We start from the raw sequence: 18,618 nt of genomic DNA, 5'->3' as shown, positions 1-18,618 counted from the left end.
CAGGCTAGAAAACCTATTACACAAGCACTGTTCAATTTCGGAAATCAAATTGCACAAAAGTGCTAATTCTAACAACAAAACGCTACCGAAACACTCGCCAAACAATAGAAATTCACTCCCGCGAAGATTTTATGCGAACACCTTTCGAATGCGCAGAAAATTCAGGGGCGTACATGCTTTGGACAGTCGCAATCCCATTCGAGAAATCGCCCGAATTGTTCACGCGAACTTCATATTCGAACTCATAGGAACCGGCTTTCAATCTGTCGAAAAAGAAATGCGTCGCAACATCTTTCGTGCTCTCGTAATAACTGGAATTCGGTTTCCACCGATAACCTGAAAGCACGTCGACAGGCTCGAAACAAGCGGCTCTCATGCTTTTCAGATGCACGTATTCCAAATCTTCGGACACTTTTACAGTAACGCGAACCGTTAGCAAATCGCCTACTTTGAGTTTTGCGTCAACTGTTATTCTCTGGAATTTTTCTCCATCCGACGCATCCGTTTTCCTGAGCAACTCCTGATTCACGGTCAAAATGCCTTTTTCACTCCTGACGACCTTGTCCAAATCCTCGAAGTATTGCCAGTAAAAGCCGCCAAATACGGGCACATCGCTTTTGTTCTCGACTTTCAAAGTTGCCATCTCGGGTGTGATTTCGTTCGCGTTCCAGTCGATTTTCATATAACCTGTCTCGGCTTCTTTCTGGGTTTGGGACAATTTCTCCAATAGGATTTTCTCGCTTCCTACCTTAAAAACCACATCGTCTTTCACATTAATCCAATTTCCGCCTTGCAGCAAAAGCGCATAAACGGCCTCGGTTGTCGATTTCGTGGATGGCCAATGCGAACGCTGTTTGTTCTTGATAAGCCAGGCCTTCATGGCTTGCGCCGATTTCTGGTCGTCCGAAACCTCAAGGAATGTTTCGATCAGCAAAGCCTGAGTTTCAATTGGCGCGCGAAACCAATTCCAGCCTTGCGTGTTTTCGACCCAAAACATGCCGTTCGTCTCATCAGTCGCCGACGTTTCCCGCAAATTATCCACGATCTCTCGGGCTTGTTTCGACTTTCCGAATCGGTGCAAAACCAAAGCCGACATCGCTTTTTGATAAACATCGAGTTGCAGTCGATTCGAAATGATCTCGTTCAGATCGCGTTCGATTTCTTCCGAAAGTGTCGGTTTGAGCGGAATTTCAGCCAGGTAAAAACTTCGGGCGTACAAATAATGCAAATCAGAATAAGTGCCGCGCAGGCGATTTTGTTGTGATTTCACTTCCAATTTGCGTCTGATATAAGTATCGTCAAGATAAGAAATCGCCTTTTTCCCAATTTCGGACAACGGATCGTCTGCCTTCGAAATCCCAAGTTTTTTCAAATGCCCGATTCCCGAAGCGATGTGCCTCGTAATGAATTCGTCCTCGATTCCGCCATCGAACCAAGCGAATCCGCCCGATTCCTTCTGTTTTTGCCTCAATTTTTCCAATGTCGCGCTTTTGGAAGATTTCAACTGTTCCAGATCGAAAAGCAGCGCGAGCCGTTTTTTCTTGTCCGATTCGCTCAAAGCGTCGTTAAACCAAGGCGTTTCGTTGACCAAAATCGACTTGAGCTCTTGGTTTTGCTCGAGTTTCCCTTTTCCGTTTTGACGCCATTTTGTAAAAACGTCGGCAATTTTCGGATTGCTTTCAATCACCGAACTCGCCACGGCATTCGCATAAAAACGCGCAAAAGTCTGTTCGGCGCATTCGTGTTCGTACTCGATAAGGTAAGGAAGTGACCCGAGCGCGAGCCATACCGGATTGCTCGTGAATTCGAGCGTCATCTGATGGTTCTTGAGCGTTGACGACTTGTTGTTTTTCAACTGCTCAAACGTCACTTCTTTGGTAGAATGTTCGCGTATCCAAAGCGGTTTGCTTTCAGTGATCAACATGCGGTTCGAAACCACGGGAATGATGTTTTCTTCTCCATCGGAAAAATCGCCAGACTTGGCCACGACCTTGTAATGCACGCCCGATAAACCTTCGGGAATCGCGATTTTCCAGTCGACAACTGAATTTCCCGTAGGACTCAATCGAAAGGTTTTCAGGTTTTTGGAGTTGGCCGAAATCGCATCTATCGGTTGCATCGTGGCCGCGTCCGAAAGTTGCAACATCGCGTTTCCGTCCAGGACTTTCGCGGTCATGTTCGAGATTTTGACAGAGATCACGATGCTGTCTTTTTCTCGTAAAAACCTCGGGAAATTCGGAGTTAGCATCAAACTTTTTTGGGTTACGATCTTTTGTTGGATTTGTCCCGAAACACCTTTTTTATTGTGAGCGAAAAGCCGAAGTTTCCAAGTCGTCAAACTTTCGGGCGAAGTGAAACTGAATAGCACGTTGCCTTTTTCGTCGGTTTTGAGATGCGGGAAAAAGAACGCCGTTTCACTCAGGTTCGTGCGCGTCCTGACATTTCCCAAGTCGGCGAAAGCCTTTTTAGAAGAGACGACTACCACGCCATTCGCACCTTGACTGCCGTACAATGCCGCACCTTGAGCGCCTTTTATCACGCTTATTGAAACGATGTCGTCCGGATTCATGGCCTGGAATTCGGCCATGGACGTAATCTTTCCGTCAATGACCACAAGTGCCGAATTGTCTGCGGACGTACTGCGATTCCCACGAAGCACGATCCGCGTCGACGCATTTACGCCCGAATTCGTCGTTTCAATCTGCAGTCCGGAGACTTTCCCGACCAATTCGAGTGTCGTTTTTGGCGTGTCGGAAGATTCCATATTTTTTACGATCTGAACTACAGACGTCATCGCGCTGGCTTTTCTTTGGATGCCTTTATCGCCCGAAACTTCAACTGCGTAGATAGAATTATCTTCCTCAACCAAATTCACGTCTTTTCGTCCGTATCCAACAGATGTGATTTCCTTGGCGGAATAACCCAAAACGAAATAGCGGAGCGTCTCGTCGTCCGAAGCTTCGATTTCGTAATAGCCTTCGTCGTCGGTCAGCACATATCGGTCTGTGTTTTTTATGCCAACTTTTGCGTTGGCGATCGCGCCGTATTCATCAGTCACTTTTCCGTAGACCAATTTCGCGTTAGACGGTTTGGCCTTGCGCGCCATTTGCGTTTTGTAAAGCCGATTCGCAGCTTCCCGGCGGTATTTGTCGGGATCGTATCCAAATTGCATCAAAACAGGATTTTCCGGACGCCACGATCCGTAAGAATTTGGAAGTTTCGACTTCAGATTCAAGTTCACCGAACGGTTTTCCGAAGCATTTCGCCTGTTGCCGTGATAATAGGAATAGTCAAAAAATTGAGGTGAAACCCATTCCGATTTGGCGAAAACGTCTAGAGAAGCGTCGTACATCGAAGCCAAAACTTCACTTTCAAGCGCGGCATTTTCCGGCTTGATCCGAAACGAGAAAGTTTGCGGGCTTCCGGGCTCGATGAGGTTTTTGTACGAAATCGTCTCCACTTTCAGCTGCGTTTTCACGATCGGCAAAGTTACCGAAGCAGTCTCGCTTTCAAACGCGTTGTCATAGAACGAATCGGCCAATACGGAAATGCCTGTTTTTGCCGTTTTCGGAATTTCCACCTTGAACGCGAATTCGTGGTTTTTGAGCGTGATGTCTTGTTCGAAAAACGTGTTTTTGGCGTCAGATGCGGCGATATGAACGTTCAAATCTGGCACGGGTGAAGTCACGATAAAGTTCGCGAAACTGTCTTTTTCCGGAAATTCGTTGATCTGCCTTATTGTAAAAAGTTTTGACCGATCGATTTTTTGCTTCGGATCGCGAATAGTGAACTGCCGTTTTGCAGAAACCTCGAACCCGAATTCGTCCTCAACCGAAAAAACCACGTTGTAAATTCCGGGTTCGAGCTTGCTCAAATCGGCTTCGACAGACGTTTTGACTTTCGTATCCACGTGAATCGTTTTTTTGGCAAGCGTGTCGTTGCCGACATCCAAAAGGCTTTCGTCGACTTCGTTGGGGAAAAGTTCCGCGAATTCTGACGCAGTGAAACCCGGAATTTCAGGCGCGTTGAAAAATCTGCTCTTGAAGTTCGAGGCAAGTTTTTGGGTTCGGAAAAATTCGAGTTTTCCTTTCGTAGGTTTCGGTTCGCCGTTGAGGTTGTTCGAAACTACCTCGACGAGATTGTCTTTGGAGATTTCGAGTTCGTGAGCCGAAAAATCGAGTGAAAGCGCATGTCTGGCCACATTGACTTCGCGAGTCGCCGTTCTTGTTTCTCCGTTCAGATCAGTTACGCTAACTTCGAGCCTGTAGTTGTAGACAGGAAGTTCGGCTCGCTGGTCATCCTCTTCGTTTTCACTCGGATTCGTTGGGAATTTGATGGTAAAACGTCCGCCCGCGTCAGAAAAAAGGCTGTCTTGTGAAACGATTTCATCTACGGAATCACGTCCGCCGATAGCGTAACTGATGGTTTCCAAAGTCACTATCCAGGAAACTTTCGCATTCGAAACGACGCTTCCGGCAAGGGATTTCGCGTTTCCGGACACGGTCGCCACTTTTCCCAACAACAAAGTTTCCTTTATCGGATCCAATATCACCTCGAATTTTGGGCGTTTGTATTCCTCGACCTTGAACGAAATGCTGGCGTCGAAGTTTGCTATGCGTGACAATATGCCGTTTTCGTCGGTCAAAATGTTTGCCTCTTTTTCTGCAGAAAGCCGGAAATTGCCGGTAAGCAGATCCTTCGGCAAATCGAATGCTCCCGAAAAAGAACCGAATTCGTTCGAGTTGACTTCTTTCGTGAAAAAAGCCTTGTTATTCGCGTCGTAAGCCTTGACGATCAATCTCGCATTGGCGATCACGCCCGATCCCAAACTGTCTTTTTGCATCAGGATGCCTTTGTATAAAACTTTCTGTCCCGGCCGGTAAATCGCGCGATCGAGATAGAATTGCAGCTTGGCGGACGGTTTTTCGATCTGTTTTTCACGAACATACCGATACTGTGAAACGTAAAGCGAATCGGCGCCCTTGCTGATCCAACCCGTAAGATTTCCTGGTTTTGCGGGTTGGCTGATTCTGAGTTTGTTGTTTCCATCGGAGTAAAACTCGAGATCGCGATCCTTGAACGCAGCTTTTACGCCGAAAACGGGTTTCCCTTTGTCGCGGCTGACAACCGAGAATTCCGTATTTCCAATCTTGTCGCTTTTGATGTAGGCGAGATTGGAAACGACAATAACTTGCGCGTCCTTGATGTCCGATTTTCCGTCGATATCTTTGGCAGAAATAACGACGACATAAGTTCCGACGGGAAGTTCGGGCAAAAGGATTTCGGTGGAATGATCGCGGTAATCGCCCGGATTCTTGAGTGCGATCGATCTGGAAATCATTGGTTTCAACCCTGAAATCAACTTCAGTTTTTCGCTTTGGTTTCCATAGGTGTCGATTTCCTGACCCGCGGCTTTTACCTTGAAACACGAGATTGAAATGCTGTCGAGGTTTCTGAAAGCGAGGCGCGCCCGCGAAGGTTCGCCCGGATATCGAAACCGCGCGATCTCGACGTGAAGACTTTTGGCCACTATCTCATTCTTGAGCTTGAGCGCCTTCATGCTGGCGTTCGAATGGCGTTTCGAGACGATCACGCTGTCCAGCATAGCCAAAGCCTTTACTTTGTTTTCACGCGAGTCGTCTTGCTTGTAGATTTGGGCAAGCGCGAACCTTACGTCGTCTATATCTGTCGAATCTTTGGCATCTTTGCGCAAGTTTTCAAGTGCTTTCCCGGCTTCGCGACTTTTTCCGAAAAGCCAATCCAATCGCGAAATACGGTTGGAAATGTCAGGTCGGTTTTGTTCTCTCGACTGCATCAGCTTGAGCAATTCCCGATGTTTTGGCAGTGAAATCGTATCAAAGTTGGCAAGCGAGAATTTGTCTGGATTTCCTGTCAGGAACGGAAGTGTTTCATCGGTTTTGTATAGAGGTGGACGATATTCGTGGAAATTTTCAATTCTGTAAGTGATGTTTTCCGAAATCACCCAATCGAACAAAGTCCGGTTCGAGAATTTATCCGCAAGAACGTAATCGAAAACAGGCTCGTATTGCGACAATTTCGTCTTCTTGAGCAATTCCTTGTTGGCGAGAGAAGCCGAATAAGCGCGCTCCATTTCCGATTCGAAGTTTTCACGCGACCACAACAGCAGATCATCGGGAATCGAATCGCCGACGGTTTCGGTTCGTTGGTTCTCATATCTGGCGAAACGCAAATAATTTTTGAGGCATTTAGCATAGATGATGCAAAATATAGCGCGGTTCGCACCCGAGCTTTTCGCGGACAAATCCTTGAGTCTGACAAGCGTTTTGATTTGGGCTTGCGCATCCAAAGTCTGAAGGTATTTCGACTGATAGAAGAAACACTTCACGAGTTGGGCGTCGTTCTTTTGGCGCTCGGCCTTTTTCGAGATTTTTTCCACAGCCGCGTTTGCCTGCTTGACGAATCCCAAATCCTCGAGTTTCACGACTTTCTCCCACTCTTTTTTGAAATCCTGGGCGAATGCCGATGTGCTCCAGATCAACAGTAAAATCAGCAGTTTACGCATTGGTGTGTCGTTTTTGAATTGGATTCGGATTTTCGTCAGCTTGTCGTAACGCGATAATTTGCACTTTCTGCTTTTCGCACAAACGACAATAAGCCGACAAAGCAATTGATGCACATTTCCTACAAAAGGTTGGATTGTAACAATAAAAAAAGCCTCCGGTTAAAGAGGCTTTTCCTAAAAATGAAATCGGGGTGTTATTTGGCGACTTTCGACTCGAAAAGTCTTCCGTCGGAAAGTTTGATCTTGGCGATGTAAATGCCTTGCGCAAACAGGAAGTTCTCTTCCATGTTGGCCGATTTTGGCTCGTAAGTATGCACTTTTTTGCCCGTCATGTCGAAGATTTCCACTTGGTCGATTTCCTGTCCGGCCTGAACGAAAATCTTGTCTTTCCTGACATAAGCCACGACACCTTCGGTCAACTGATGCTCGCCTGTTCCCAATTGGGAAGTCGTGTATCGCAACACGAATCGGTCGTTGAACGTGCCCGTCGCCGACGCAAATTGGTAAGGCGTCGTCTTGAGGTCGTGTATAACGTTAAGCAACTTGTCTTCTAGATAGACATTCTGGTTTTCGAACAAGCCGTCAAGATGGTCGATCCCGATAGTGAAAGTCGTCGCAATGGTCGCGCTATAACCCAAAGGAACAGTGTCGCTCGTCAGGAATGGCAATGCTTTTCCTTGAACGGTCAGTCTCGTATTTTCGAGCGTAGAATAGAAGGTAACCGAATTGCCCGCGAAAGTTTCCCCGTCAAAATTGCGGTCTTTCGCGTTGGTCGCGCCTTCGACATAGCCCACGAGGATCTGGCTGAAAGCGCCTTGAACGTTGGCTAGATTGAGCCAAACGCGGTGTCGCTCCGGTTGCACGGTCGAGGATGTAAAGGCGTTCGATGATCTGAAGAAGACATTGTTTTGTCCGCGGACCCGCATCGAGTTGTTGACAACGGCAGTTCCGCTGGCCAATGCCTTGATGAAGAAACTTTGTCCAGTCGCTACTTTTCCGGTTGGAGCCACGCCGCCGTAACCCGCAGGTATTGTCGCCGTTCCGCCTGTTCCGGTGGTGTAAGTCGCGTAATCGGAAGCCGTGTAATTGCTTGAGAAATTTCCGTAGAAAGGATCCGCATAAGCCGCACTTGGAGCTGAATGGTGCGTCCAGAAATAAAGCGTTCCGTCGAGCAACGTCGCATTTGTCGCATCCGCAAGGAAAGCATCCGCGTCAAGCGCCGAAGGATATGGGTTTCCGATTAGGTTGAGCTTGTCGTTCACGATCGCCGGAGCCAAACTTCCAATCGAAACCGGAATCGTCAGGTTGCCGTTGTTGGGCGTTCCGACGAAAGTCGCCGTATAAGGTGCCGTGATCGCAGGATTGTTCGAATAGCCGTTTGGCGCTCTCACGATATAGCCGCGGTTCGAATTCATGATCGTAGCGACACTTTCCTGTTTCCAATTGCCGTTTCCGCCTGCAACAGAAGGATTCCAGCTGTAATATTTGTCACCTTGCGTAAGCGGGGAAAGCATTCCAAGGGTGTAATTCGAACCCAAAGTCACAGGCGAATTCCAATACGTGTAATCGAAGCGGTACACCGGAGGCGTAATTCTTTGGATGCTGGCTATTCCGACGTTAGGCACATTGTCGAGTTGCACAAGGCTCGCGTCATCGGACACAAACAAAATTCCGCCAGTATTGACGTGGACGAAATTCGTGACTTCGATTGTATTGCTTGCGTTGACCGAGAGGTTTCCGCCGTTGAGTATCGTCAGATTCAGCGCGAGTGCGACATAATTCGTTCCCGAAATCACTGGATCGTTCGCCACGTTCGGAATCACGACGCAATTCGAAGCCGTAGGAACGCCATTCGGACTCCAGTTGTTCGGATTGTTCCAGTTAGTCCCAGCCGATCCGTTCCAGGTTTTCCCGTTGCTCGAAACGACAATCGTGTTACTCGTGCCTGTACAAGTCACTGAAGATGCCGTCGAGGAAGAAATCACGTGATAATACAACGTTTGTGTAATGGCCGTTGGCTGATACGAAGTTCCCGTTCCGACATTCGTCCAAGGCGCAACTCCGGTCGTGCTGCTTTGCCATTGATAAGTCACCGTGCCCGGACCTGTCGAAGGCGTCGAAACCGTCAAAGCTCCGGGAATTTCCCCAACGCAAAGGCTTTGGTCGCCCGCAATCACGGCAGGTGTGACTTCTTGAACAGTAACGGAAACCGTGTTGGAAACCACCGGACAAGTCGATCCGCCAGAAGTTCCGGTCACCACAACCTGATAATAGGTAGTTTGTGCAAGTACCGGAGGATCGTATGAAGAACCTGTTGTTCCTGCTCCCGAAATATCCGTGAACGGCCCAAGTATGTCCGTGCTGCTTTGCCATTGGTAAGTAAGTGCGCTACCCGCCGGAAGTGTCGTAAATCCGATCGGGGCTGGATTCGCACCCGAACAGACAATGCGGTTTGGCCCGATGATTCCGGCCGTCGTAGGATTGAGCGTGACCGTGACGCAAGTGCTGATCGCCGGTCCGCAGGTCACTCCGTTCAATGTCGAGTAAGCGAGTCGTCGGTAATAAGTCGTTCCCGAAATCGAGAAAGCTTCATAAGTCGAAAGCACCGCTCCGGAAATGTCAACCCAAGGACTTCCCGCGGCGCAACTTATAGTGTTGCTTTGCCATTGGTAGGTAATTGTTCCCGATCCCGTGGCCGGTGTCAATTCCGCGAAAGCGTCAGGATCGCCACCCGAACAAATACTGTGATTGCTGCCAACCGAACCTGCCGTGATGCTGTTCACATAAACAACGATGCAAATGCTTTCATCGGCACAAGCGGCGATGTTTCCGCCAGGAGTCGTAACGCGTTTGAAGTAAGTCGTCTGCGTCAAAGCGCCCGGAGAATAAGTCGCACCAGAACCCGTAGCAACAGGAGTTGCAGTCCAAGTCGCGCTGGAGCAGCCAACCGTATTGAAATACCAGCGATAGCCAATTGGAGCCGTGCCCGAAGCCGGTGTTACAACCGTGAAAGGAGTCGGGATTGCACCGCTGCAAATCGTTTGTTCGCCAGTTACGACACCCGGATCAATCGAATAGACGTTGATCACGTGAGGCGCGGTCTGAGCGGAACTGCAAGTTACTCCGTTAACCGTGGAAATCGTTTCGCGCACAAACCAAGTCGTCTCGGTGACGCTTCCGGCTTCTGGCGTGTAAGTCAAACCGTTCGCGCCTGCAATCGGCATAAATGGTCCGGCGGCCGAAACCGTGCTGCTATACCATTGATAAGTGATGTCCGTTCCCGTTCCCGCCGCCGTCGAATTGATCGTTACAGGATCTTGTCCGAAGCAGATGTTCTGGGAAGCGACAATCGAGCCCGGTTGAACGCGAGGCGCAATCAGAATCGTAACAGAAACCGGAGTTCCGCCGCAATTCGGATTCGTCGGCGTGTAAGCGCCTCTCGGCGTAAAAGTATAAGTAACAGATTGTACGGATGTTGTAGTATTCACAAGCGTCACAGGAAAATTGTACGAGGTTCCCGCAGGAATCGTTGCCGATGTTGTTCCGGCGGTAGCCGTAACGCCAGTTGCAAGTGCCGATCGGGTCACAGTATAAATCGTTCCGGCATCGGTAATTAGTCCATTCACCGCGATGTTGGTGATGCTTCCCGAGCAAACTGTCGTATTGTTGGCCGGACTCGCGATCGTGGCTTTTGCCGTTGGTCGGATGGTTACGTCGACATATTGAGGCGTTATGCTACATTGGAAATCGCCCACAGCCGATGCCGAAACGTAATCGTAAACACTAGGGAGTATTGCGATTTGTGTCGTGACAGTCGCATTGGTGTTGTTTTGGACGGTAAACGGTAAAGTGGCCGATGAACGTCTGTATGGAATCGGGATAAAAATCACCCACTGAATCTGTATTCCAGATGTCGTTCCCGCCAAAGCACCGGGCGCATTTTGTGCTGGCGTGATAAAGTTCGGATCTGCAGTCCATTGAAAGCGAACAGCCGAAGAAGTCGCATGCTCAGACGAAATGCTCGTGCTGAAACTTCCGCCGGGACATTGAATCGCCGGATTCGTCACGCCATCGAAGGTAAACCCGACGCTGCTGATGACCTGGATAAAGACGATATTACTCGTAACCGAACCACAGCTGTTGTTTACGATCAGTCGGTAATAATAATTCTGTGAGCCGAACAACGGAATGCCTGCAGGTTGATAGGTCGAAGCCGTTCCAACGTTCGTCCAAGGTCCGGCAGGAGTCGTGGCGCGCTGCCATTGGTAAGTGTTTGTGCCAGAACCGCCTCTTGGCAAAGTCGACATAAACAAAGGCGAAGGATCAGACAAAATACAGACCGTTTGGTCAGTAGCGATCACGGGAGCCACAAGCGTAGCATAAACAGTAACCGTAAAGGTCGTGGTCGCCGCACAGCCGTTCGCGCCGGCGGCAGTTACGGTAAAGGTCACGATTTGTGTCGTAGTGGTGGTATTGGTAAGTGTTCCCGTTGGAATATTCCCGCTTCCCGACGCCGGAATTCCGGTGACGTTGGTAGTGTTGTTTCTGATCCAAGTCAAAGAAGACAAAGGAATGTTGGTCGACGAAAGACTGATAGCAGGCAAGGTCGCCAAATTACAGAAGGCCGCCGCCGGAACTGAAGTTACTGTTATAACAGGTCGCGGCTCGATCGTCACCTGAAAACTCGAAGAAGTCGCGCAAATCCCGGCAGTGACCGTTGCCGTGAAAGTCACGACTTGCGCCACGTTCGTATTGTTGACGAAAGTTCCCGCAATCGAATTGGTACTTCCCGAATCCGGGCCGCTTACGTTCAAATTGTTGTCGCGCGTCCACGAGAAAGTGCGTCCTGAAATCGCATTCGGGCTCAGGATCGTGACCGCGGGTGAGATATTTCCGCCAGAGCAGATCGAAGTTGGCGTGGCGGAAAACCCGATCGTAGGTTTTGGTCTCACTGTTACGCTCACGGTAAAATTCGCTCCGTTGCAAGTGTTTGCAGTTGGCGTGATCGTGAAAACCACGGTTTGGGAAGCACTTGTCGTGTTGATGAATTGCCCCGAAATGTCGCCGCTGCCCGAAGCCGGAATTCCCGTGACATTGACAGTGTTGCTGCGCGTCCAGTTAAAAGTCGCTCCGGCCACACTTCCAGTTGAGGTGAAAGCGATAGGAGCGATGTTGTCTTCAGAACAGATAATTTGCGCCGTGGGAGTTGCCGTCGAGCCAAGAGCAGGATTTACGGTAACCGAAACAGTTTCAACTGCAGAAGGACATCCGAATTGCGAGGTCGCGACAAGATTGAAAGTCACGACAACAGGATTCGCGGTCGTATTGATGAGCGTTCCCGAGATGTTCGGGCCAAAACCGCTTGCAGGGATCGTTCCGCCAACGATTCCAACCTGGTTGCGATTCCAACTGTAAGTGATAGTGCCGGGAACCGCATTCGGATTCGAGACCGCGATAGCAGCGATCGCCGCGCCCGAGCAAATGCTTTGGGTTGCAGGATTTCCGGTTACGGTAGGCGTAGGACGAACCGTGAAAACGACCGTAAAAGTGCTTTCGTCGCAAGTTCCGGATGCAGCCGTGACGGTGTAAACCGCTTGTCCGTTCACCGAAGAAGTATTGGTCAACGTTTGGCTCAACGCCGATTGGTTCGCACCCGAAGTCGCGCCACTGACACTTCCGGCAGGAGAAATCACGGGCAAACTCCACGAATAAGTCGTCCCGATCGGAACCACATTTCCGCCGCCGTTCGCAGGCGTGAAGTTGAACGTATTTCCGCTACAGGCGATCTGGTTTGGAGGATTTCCGATAATCGCCGCAGGATTCACCGTTACGACAAGAGTGAAAGGAATTCCAGGACATGTTCCTACAATCGGCGTGATCGTGTAAGTCGCCGTTTGCGGTGCGATCGTAGGATTCAGAAGTGTCTGTGAAATCGAGGCCTGGCCGACAGCTTGCGCACTTGCGCCCGTAATTCCGCCCGTGACCACAGGATTTGTCCAGGTGTAAGTCGTTCCTGATGGAATTATCGTCGCGGCCGTTGGGAATCCGTTTGCCGGAGTGAAATCGAAAGCGACATTGCCGCAGGTCGAAGTCACCTGATTTTCTATGAATGGCGTAGGATTTACGGTCAAAGCCGATGCGAGTGAAGTCATGAATCCGCAGCCGTTTGTCACAACGACGTGATAATCCGCGGAAGCGTCAGCCAAATTCGCCGGATTCAAAGTCAGTGTAGCCGAATTCGCTCCCGAAATGTGCCCGCCGTTCGACAGCGAAGTCGCTCCGTTGAACCACTGGTAAGTGAGATTTCCGCCAGTTGCCGAAACCGTGAACGAGACAGGACTTCCGGCGCAGACCGAATTTGTCGTAATAGGTTCGCCAACGATCGCAGGCAAAGAATTCACGACCAAAGCCGCCATGCCGGAATTGAGATTTGCGCAAGGCGATGTTCCGATGACTTCGACGTGATAGTTCGCCGATGCATCCGAAGAAGAAAGCGGATTCAGCGTTAAAGTGGCTGTGTTCGCTCCCGATACATTCCCGGTATTGGTCAAAGCAGTCGTTCCGTTATACCATTGATAGCCCAAAATCGCTCCGTTTGCGAGTACCGAAAAAGTAGCCGTCTGTCCTTCGCAATGCGTTTGGGTAACGACCGGTTGACTGGAAATCGCGATTTGTTGCGTGACCGAAAGACTGGCATTCGTAGAAATTGCCGGCGGAGCGCAAGTGCCGCTCACAACCACGTGATAATCCGCGGAAGCGTCGATCGCATTGACTGGATTTATCGTCAAAGTCTGCGAATTCGCTCCCGAAATATTTCCGCCGTCAGACAAAGCCGTCGCGCCGTTGAACCATTGGTAGGTAAGTCCCGCGCCAATCGCGCCAACGGTAAAACTGGCCGAACTTCCCGAACAGGCCGAAACGGGATTCGGGTTTGCGTTGATTTGCGGCAATTGGTTGACCGTGATGTTTCCTGTAGTATTTGCGCAACCGGAGCCGTTCGTGAACGTAAAAGTTGCCGTTCCGGAAGCCAATCCCGTGACTACGCCCGCGTTTGTGATCGATGCGATTGTCGGGTTATTCGAAACCCACGTTCCGCCGGATGTTGGTGAAAGCGTTGTGGTCGAACCGACGCACACCGAACCTGTCGAAGAAACCGTCGGTCGTGGATTTACCAAAACCGTTGTTGTTGCGTTCGTCGTACAGCCGTTTCCATTGGTTACGCTGTAGCGGATGCTTGCCGTTCCGTTCGCGATTCCGGTGACAAGTCCGGTTGCGTTTACTGTTGCGAGTGTCGGCGCTAGACTTATCCAGGTTCCGCCAGGTGTCGCGTTCGAAAGTTGTACTGTCGCTCCCGGACAAATCGGCGTTGAACCCAAGATTGAGAGAACAGTTGGTTGTGCATTGACCGTGAAGCTTGCCGCACTATTGGCAAATCCAGATGGAATCGTGATGCGAATCGACCCGGAAGTTGCACTAGCCGGAACGGTAGCGACAATTTGTGTTGGGCTAATAATCGTAAATGAGGCGTTCGTTCCGTTGAAAAGAACACTTGTCGTGCCCGTAAAATTCGTCCCGTTGATTGTTACGGAAGTTCCCGGATTTATACAGCCGTTTGCTGGTGTGAACGATGTGATAGTGGGAATGGTGTATGTGATCCGGATTTGTCCTCTCGCTCCGTTTCCGCCGTCTCGCGAAGCGGTAAATGTACCGCCTTTTCGGCCGCCACCGCCACCGCCACCAATTACTGCTCCGTTATTTCCGTCATCTGCGACAGCCAAAGCCGCACCTCCGGCACCTCCTAACGGGCCGTTATTTGATCCGCCTTGTCCCTGGTTGGCTCCGGCATTTCCAGCGATTCCATTGGAACCGTTATTGACCGTTCCTCCTGATCCTGAACCGCCATTTCCTGCTGCTCCGTTGTTTGCCGTTCCGCCGTTCCCGCCGTTGGCCGTGATTCCAAATATTGTTGACGATCCGCCGTTTCCGCCGTTTCCTGTGTTTCCAACTGCTCCTGCGCCAACAGTATAGGGAATTGTCGCAACAACGACTGGTACGTTTGTGGCAATGACATAACCGCCACCGCCGCCACCGCCTCCTCGATTATTATTCGAGGTTGCTCCACCACCGGCTCCACCGGCTCCCCAAACCTCTACCGTAACGGTGGTTACGCCAGCGGGAACAGTCCAGTTTCCACTTGCGGTAAAGATTACGGAGGTTTGTGCCTTGGCGCCAAAAGCAATCAGCAGCAAAAGCATCAGGAAGCTGATTTTGTGGATCATTCCTCGCTTTTTGGGTCGGGCGATATCATCCGGATTGAAGTAATTTTGTTTCATTTGTTTGTTGATTTATTGTTGTTGTCTTTTTGATTGATTAACGCGCAAAGTTATCCCGACAAAACAGCGAAATCGTTTTTTTTGGACGATTGGCATCAAAAGCCGATGAAGTGTTCAAACTGCGAAGTAGGTTGTGCGAAAAAACTGCAAAACGTCCGTAAGCGGCTGTAATTGCGTATTTTAAGACGTGTAATTCATCGGCATTACCAATCCTTTTACCGACTGGAAATCCCGTACACCATTACAATGTGTGAGTCTTTGGAGCTGTGAAAAATCACGGTTCGAATTTAAAACACAAAAACGGCATTGGAAATCCCCATTTTTAGGGATTTTTCTATTTTTGGGAACGAATCTTCGACCTATGGGCAAATGGTTTCTTTTCGCGTTTTTTCTGCTTCCGATTTTGGCATTGGCACAATCTGATCTCGAAAAGGCACGCGAATCGTTCGCCCAAAAACTGTATCCTGAAGCCAAAAAATACTACCTGACACTTTATCGGTCAGACGCGAACGACGCTGAAACCGTTGAACGTTTGGGCGATGTATGCAGTTATTCGAAAAATTGGGAAGAAGCGTCGGTTTATTATCGGAAACTCATTAAACTGCGTCCCAAGTCCGCGCAAGCGAATTACAAATACGGAGGTGCGTTGGCCATGCAAGCGTCCGAAAGCAAATGGAAAGCTTTGGGTTTGCTAGACGATATCGAACAAGCTTTCGAAAAAACCATCGCGCTCGATCCGAAACACGTCGAGGCAAGATGGGCGCTCGTGGAATTCTACCTGCAATTGCCAGGAATTTTAGGCGGAAGCGAGTCCAAGGCCAACAAATATGCCGACGATTTGGCCAGACTTTCGCCCGTCGATCACTATCTTGCAAAAGGTCGGATCGCCGAATATTTCAACCGATTGGAAGCAGCCGAAAAATATTATCTCAAAGCGCACGCCATCGGAAATTCCGAGACGACCTTAAAGAAACTAAAGTCAGTCCGGAAGAAAATGTCGGATTAAAACCAAGGTCAACTCTGTCCATACTAACTATTCATTATCAATTATTAATTATTAATTAAAAAAATGCGTACCCATTTCATCGCCATAGGCGGAAGCGCCATGCACAACCTCGCCCTTGCCTTGCATTCCAAAGGCTATCAAGTAACCGGAAGCGACGACGCCATTTTCGAACCGTCGCGCACGAGGTTGGAGAACAAAGGACTTTTGCCGACCGAAATGGGTTGGTTTCCCGAGAAAATAACGTCGGATATCGATGCCGTTATTTTGGGAATGCACGCCAAAAAAGACAATCCGGAGCTTGCCAAAGCACAGGAATTGGAACTCAAGATCTATTCGTATCCGGAATTCCTTTACGAGCAATCGAAGCACAAAACCCGTGTAGTCATTGGCGGTTCTCACGGAAAGACGACGATTACCTCGATGATCCTGCACGTGATGAATTACCAGAATATAGCCGTCGATTACATGGTTGGCGCGCAACTAGAAGGTTTCGACACGATGGTGCATTTGACCGACGACAATGATTTCATCGTTTTGGAAGGTGACGAATATCTTTCCTCGCCCGAAGATCTGCGTCCGAAGTTCCATTTGTACCATCCGAATATCGCGTTGATTTCAGGAATCGCGTGGGATCACATCAATGTTTTTCCTACGTTCGAAAACTATGTAGAACAATTCGAGATTTTTATCCAAAAGATCACAAACGGCGGTATGCTGGTTTACAACGCCGAAGACGAAGAAGTCAAAAAAGTGTCCGAAGCCGCGACGAACCCGATTAGGAAAGTGCCATACGTCACACCCGATTATTCGGTAGAAAACGGAAAAACGCTATTGCAAACGCCCGAAGGCCAAATGCCGATCGAGGTTTTCGGAAAGCACAACCTGAACAATCTCGCGGGCGCCAAATGGATCTGCCAGGCAATGGGCGTGGACGAAGCCGATTTTTACGAAGCGATTTCCACATTCAAAGGCGCGTCCAAACGACTCGAAAAAATTGCCGAGAACCAAAAAAATGTCGCATACAAAGATTTCGCGCATTCGCCAAGCAAGGTCGCCGCGACTACGAGAGCCGTCAAGGAACAATATCCAAACCGCAAACTCGTGGCCTGCCTGGAATTGCACACTTACAGTTCGCTGAATCCCGAATTTCTGTCGCAATACGAAGGCGCGCTCGATGCAGCCGATGTCGCCGTGGTGTTCTATTCGCCCGAAGCCGTGAAGATCAAACGCCTTGAGGAAATCACGTCGGAACAGATCGCGCAAGCTTTCAAAAGAGACGATTTGGTGATTTACACGAATCCCGAAGCGTTCCGGGAATATCTTTTCCACCTCAAATTCGACACTGAAGGAATCGCTTTATTGCTGATGAGTTCGGGAAATTACGGCGGACTGAACTTCGACGAGATCAAGACGTTGATCTGATTTTTTGCGATGGACGAATCTCAAAAAGCGATTTTCGAAAATTCCGAAGCACTCGTGAACTGGACTTATCCGGGCGCGACTTTGTATTATAAGGATTGCGATCTGAGCGATGAGGTTCGGAACCGATTCACGGTCGGGAAAATCCTCAGGAACGGCTATATGCTTGACGTGAGCAGTCGCGGCGGCGGAATGAAGTACAACACGCGCTTCCTGATCGCCTCGTCAAAAGCGGCAAAACTCTACGAAGTGAATCCCGACAATACCAAATACGGACATTGTTGCCTCAACATCGACAGCTACCTAAAAGTGCTCGATGTCTACGAATTGAATGGAAAAACGCAAATTTTCCTGTTGCACATTCCGTCGAAAGGCGTCGATTTTTTCCGTCAGACGACTACAAATCTAGATACCGAAATCATTGCGAAAGCGCGCGAAGGCTTCGAGAACAAAATCAAATTGGAACCAATTCCCGAACTGCTTGAGAAATTTTGGGTCGAGCGCACGAATTTTCCTGTCGGAATGGACGGTTACGACAAATTTTATCCGTTATCGGAAATCTCGAAATTGCCAGACGCGATCGGTTCTGCCTTTCGTGGCGTGAGAAGTTTGGCAAAAGACACGTCAGATTTGAACATTCCCGAACCGAATTTCAATTTTAGGGATGAATCACCGAAACGCAAAGGATTCTGGAACAATCTTTTCGGTAAAAACTGATTTTAATAATGGAGCCGATTTTTTTTGAAACAACGTCCGATTTTCGCAACTGGCTCGACAAAAACCACGATTCGAAAAAGGAGTTGCTCGTAGGATTTTACAAGGTCGCGAGTGGGAAACCGTCGATGTCCTGGTCAGGATCGGTCGACGAAGCCTTGTGTTTCGGATGGATTGACGGCGTGAGAAAATCGATCGATTCCGAAAGCTATTCGATACGATTCACGCCCAGAAAGCCGTCGAGCATCTGGAGCGCGGTCAACATCAAAAAAGTGGAGCAACTTATCAAATCCAAATTGATAAAACCCGAAGGTTTACAGGCGTTCGCATTGCGATCGGAAGCCAAATCGAGCATTTATTCACACGAGAATCCAACGGCGAAACTCGACGAAAAACTCGAATCGGAATTCAGGAAAAACAAAGTCGCCTGGAACTTTTTCAACGCGCAACCACCGGGTTACAAAAAGGTGATTCTGCATTGGATCACATCTGCCAAACAGGAAAAAACCAAAGAATCCCGATTGGAAAAAGTCATCCGCGAAAGCGAAAATGGGAAGCGGTTACAATGATTTTCGATTTTTAAAGCGTAAGATTTCAGACTT

At 49.2% G+C, this 18,618-nt stretch carries 6 protein-coding genes; 4 read left to right on the top strand and 2 right to left on the bottom strand.

The features are described 5' to 3' along the window. Positions 1-112: 112 nt before the first annotated feature. Together EOO49_RS15430 and EOO49_RS15425 are read right to left on the bottom strand one after the other, a co-directional pair. Positions 113-6,544, bottom strand: coding sequence for an alpha-2-macroglobulin family protein (locus EOO49_RS15430; RefSeq protein ID WP_290847294.1), 6,432 nt, complete (start codon positions 6,542-6,544; stop codon positions 113-115). A 194-nt stretch (positions 6,545-6,738) separates the two neighbouring features. Then, entirely contained in the window at positions 6,739-14,877 is an 8,139-nt protein-coding gene (locus tag EOO49_RS15425; RefSeq protein ID WP_290847292.1) for a PKD-like domain-containing protein, read from the bottom strand. Between the two features lie 361 nt (positions 14,878-15,238). Between EOO49_RS15425 and EOO49_RS15420 the strand changes: the two genes are divergently transcribed. From EOO49_RS15420 to EOO49_RS15405, 4 genes are all read left to right on the top strand, one after another. Continuing rightward, positions 15,239-15,883 (top strand): hypothetical protein, encoded by a 645-nt coding sequence (locus EOO49_RS15420; RefSeq protein ID WP_290847290.1) that lies wholly within the window; start codon positions 15,239-15,241, stop codon positions 15,881-15,883. Positions 15,884-15,946: 63 nt separating this feature from the next. Beyond that, the gene (locus EOO49_RS15415) at positions 15,947-17,305 is read left to right on the top strand and encodes a Mur ligase family protein (RefSeq protein WP_290847288.1); all 1,359 of its coding nucleotides are present in this window, start codon (positions 15,947-15,949) and stop codon (positions 17,303-17,305) included. A 9-nt stretch (positions 17,306-17,314) separates the two neighbouring features. Beyond that, on the top strand, positions 17,315-18,019 hold the full coding sequence (locus EOO49_RS15410; RefSeq protein WP_290847286.1) for a hypothetical protein: 705 nt from the start codon (positions 17,315-17,317) through the stop codon (positions 18,017-18,019). Between the two features lie 8 nt (positions 18,020-18,027). Continuing rightward, complete coding sequence (locus tag EOO49_RS15405; protein WP_290847284.1) at positions 18,028-18,585, top strand: YdeI family protein; 558 nt, start codon at positions 18,028-18,030, stop codon at positions 18,583-18,585. The last annotated feature ends 33 nt before the right edge of the window (positions 18,586-18,618 follow it).

This window comes from Flavobacterium sp., from assembly GCF_004295795.1.
Classification (GTDB): Bacteria; Bacteroidota; Bacteroidia; order Flavobacteriales; family Flavobacteriaceae; genus Flavobacterium.
Note: the sequence above shows the minus strand (reverse complement) of the source record. Positions and strands in the feature narration are given on the sequence as shown.

Bases quoted from the DNA above. Each gene is read 5' to 3' on its own strand.
- EOO49_RS15430 (WP_290847294.1), bottom strand. From the start codon at position 6,544: ATGCGTAAACTGCTGATTTTACTGTTGATCTGGAGCACATCGGCATTC.
- EOO49_RS15425 (WP_290847292.1), bottom strand. From the start codon at position 14,877: ATGAAACAAAATTACTTCAATCCGGATGATATCGCCCGACCCAAAAAG.
- EOO49_RS15420 (WP_290847290.1), top strand. From the start codon at position 15,239: ATGGGCAAATGGTTTCTTTTCGCGTTTTTTCTGCTTCCGATTTTGGCA.
- EOO49_RS15415 (WP_290847288.1), top strand. From the start codon at position 15,947: ATGCGTACCCATTTCATCGCCATAGGCGGAAGCGCCATGCACAACCTC.
- EOO49_RS15410 (WP_290847286.1), top strand. From the start codon at position 17,315: ATGGACGAATCTCAAAAAGCGATTTTCGAAAATTCCGAAGCACTCGTG.
- EOO49_RS15405 (WP_290847284.1), top strand. From the start codon at position 18,028: ATGGAGCCGATTTTTTTTGAAACAACGTCCGATTTTCGCAACTGGCTC.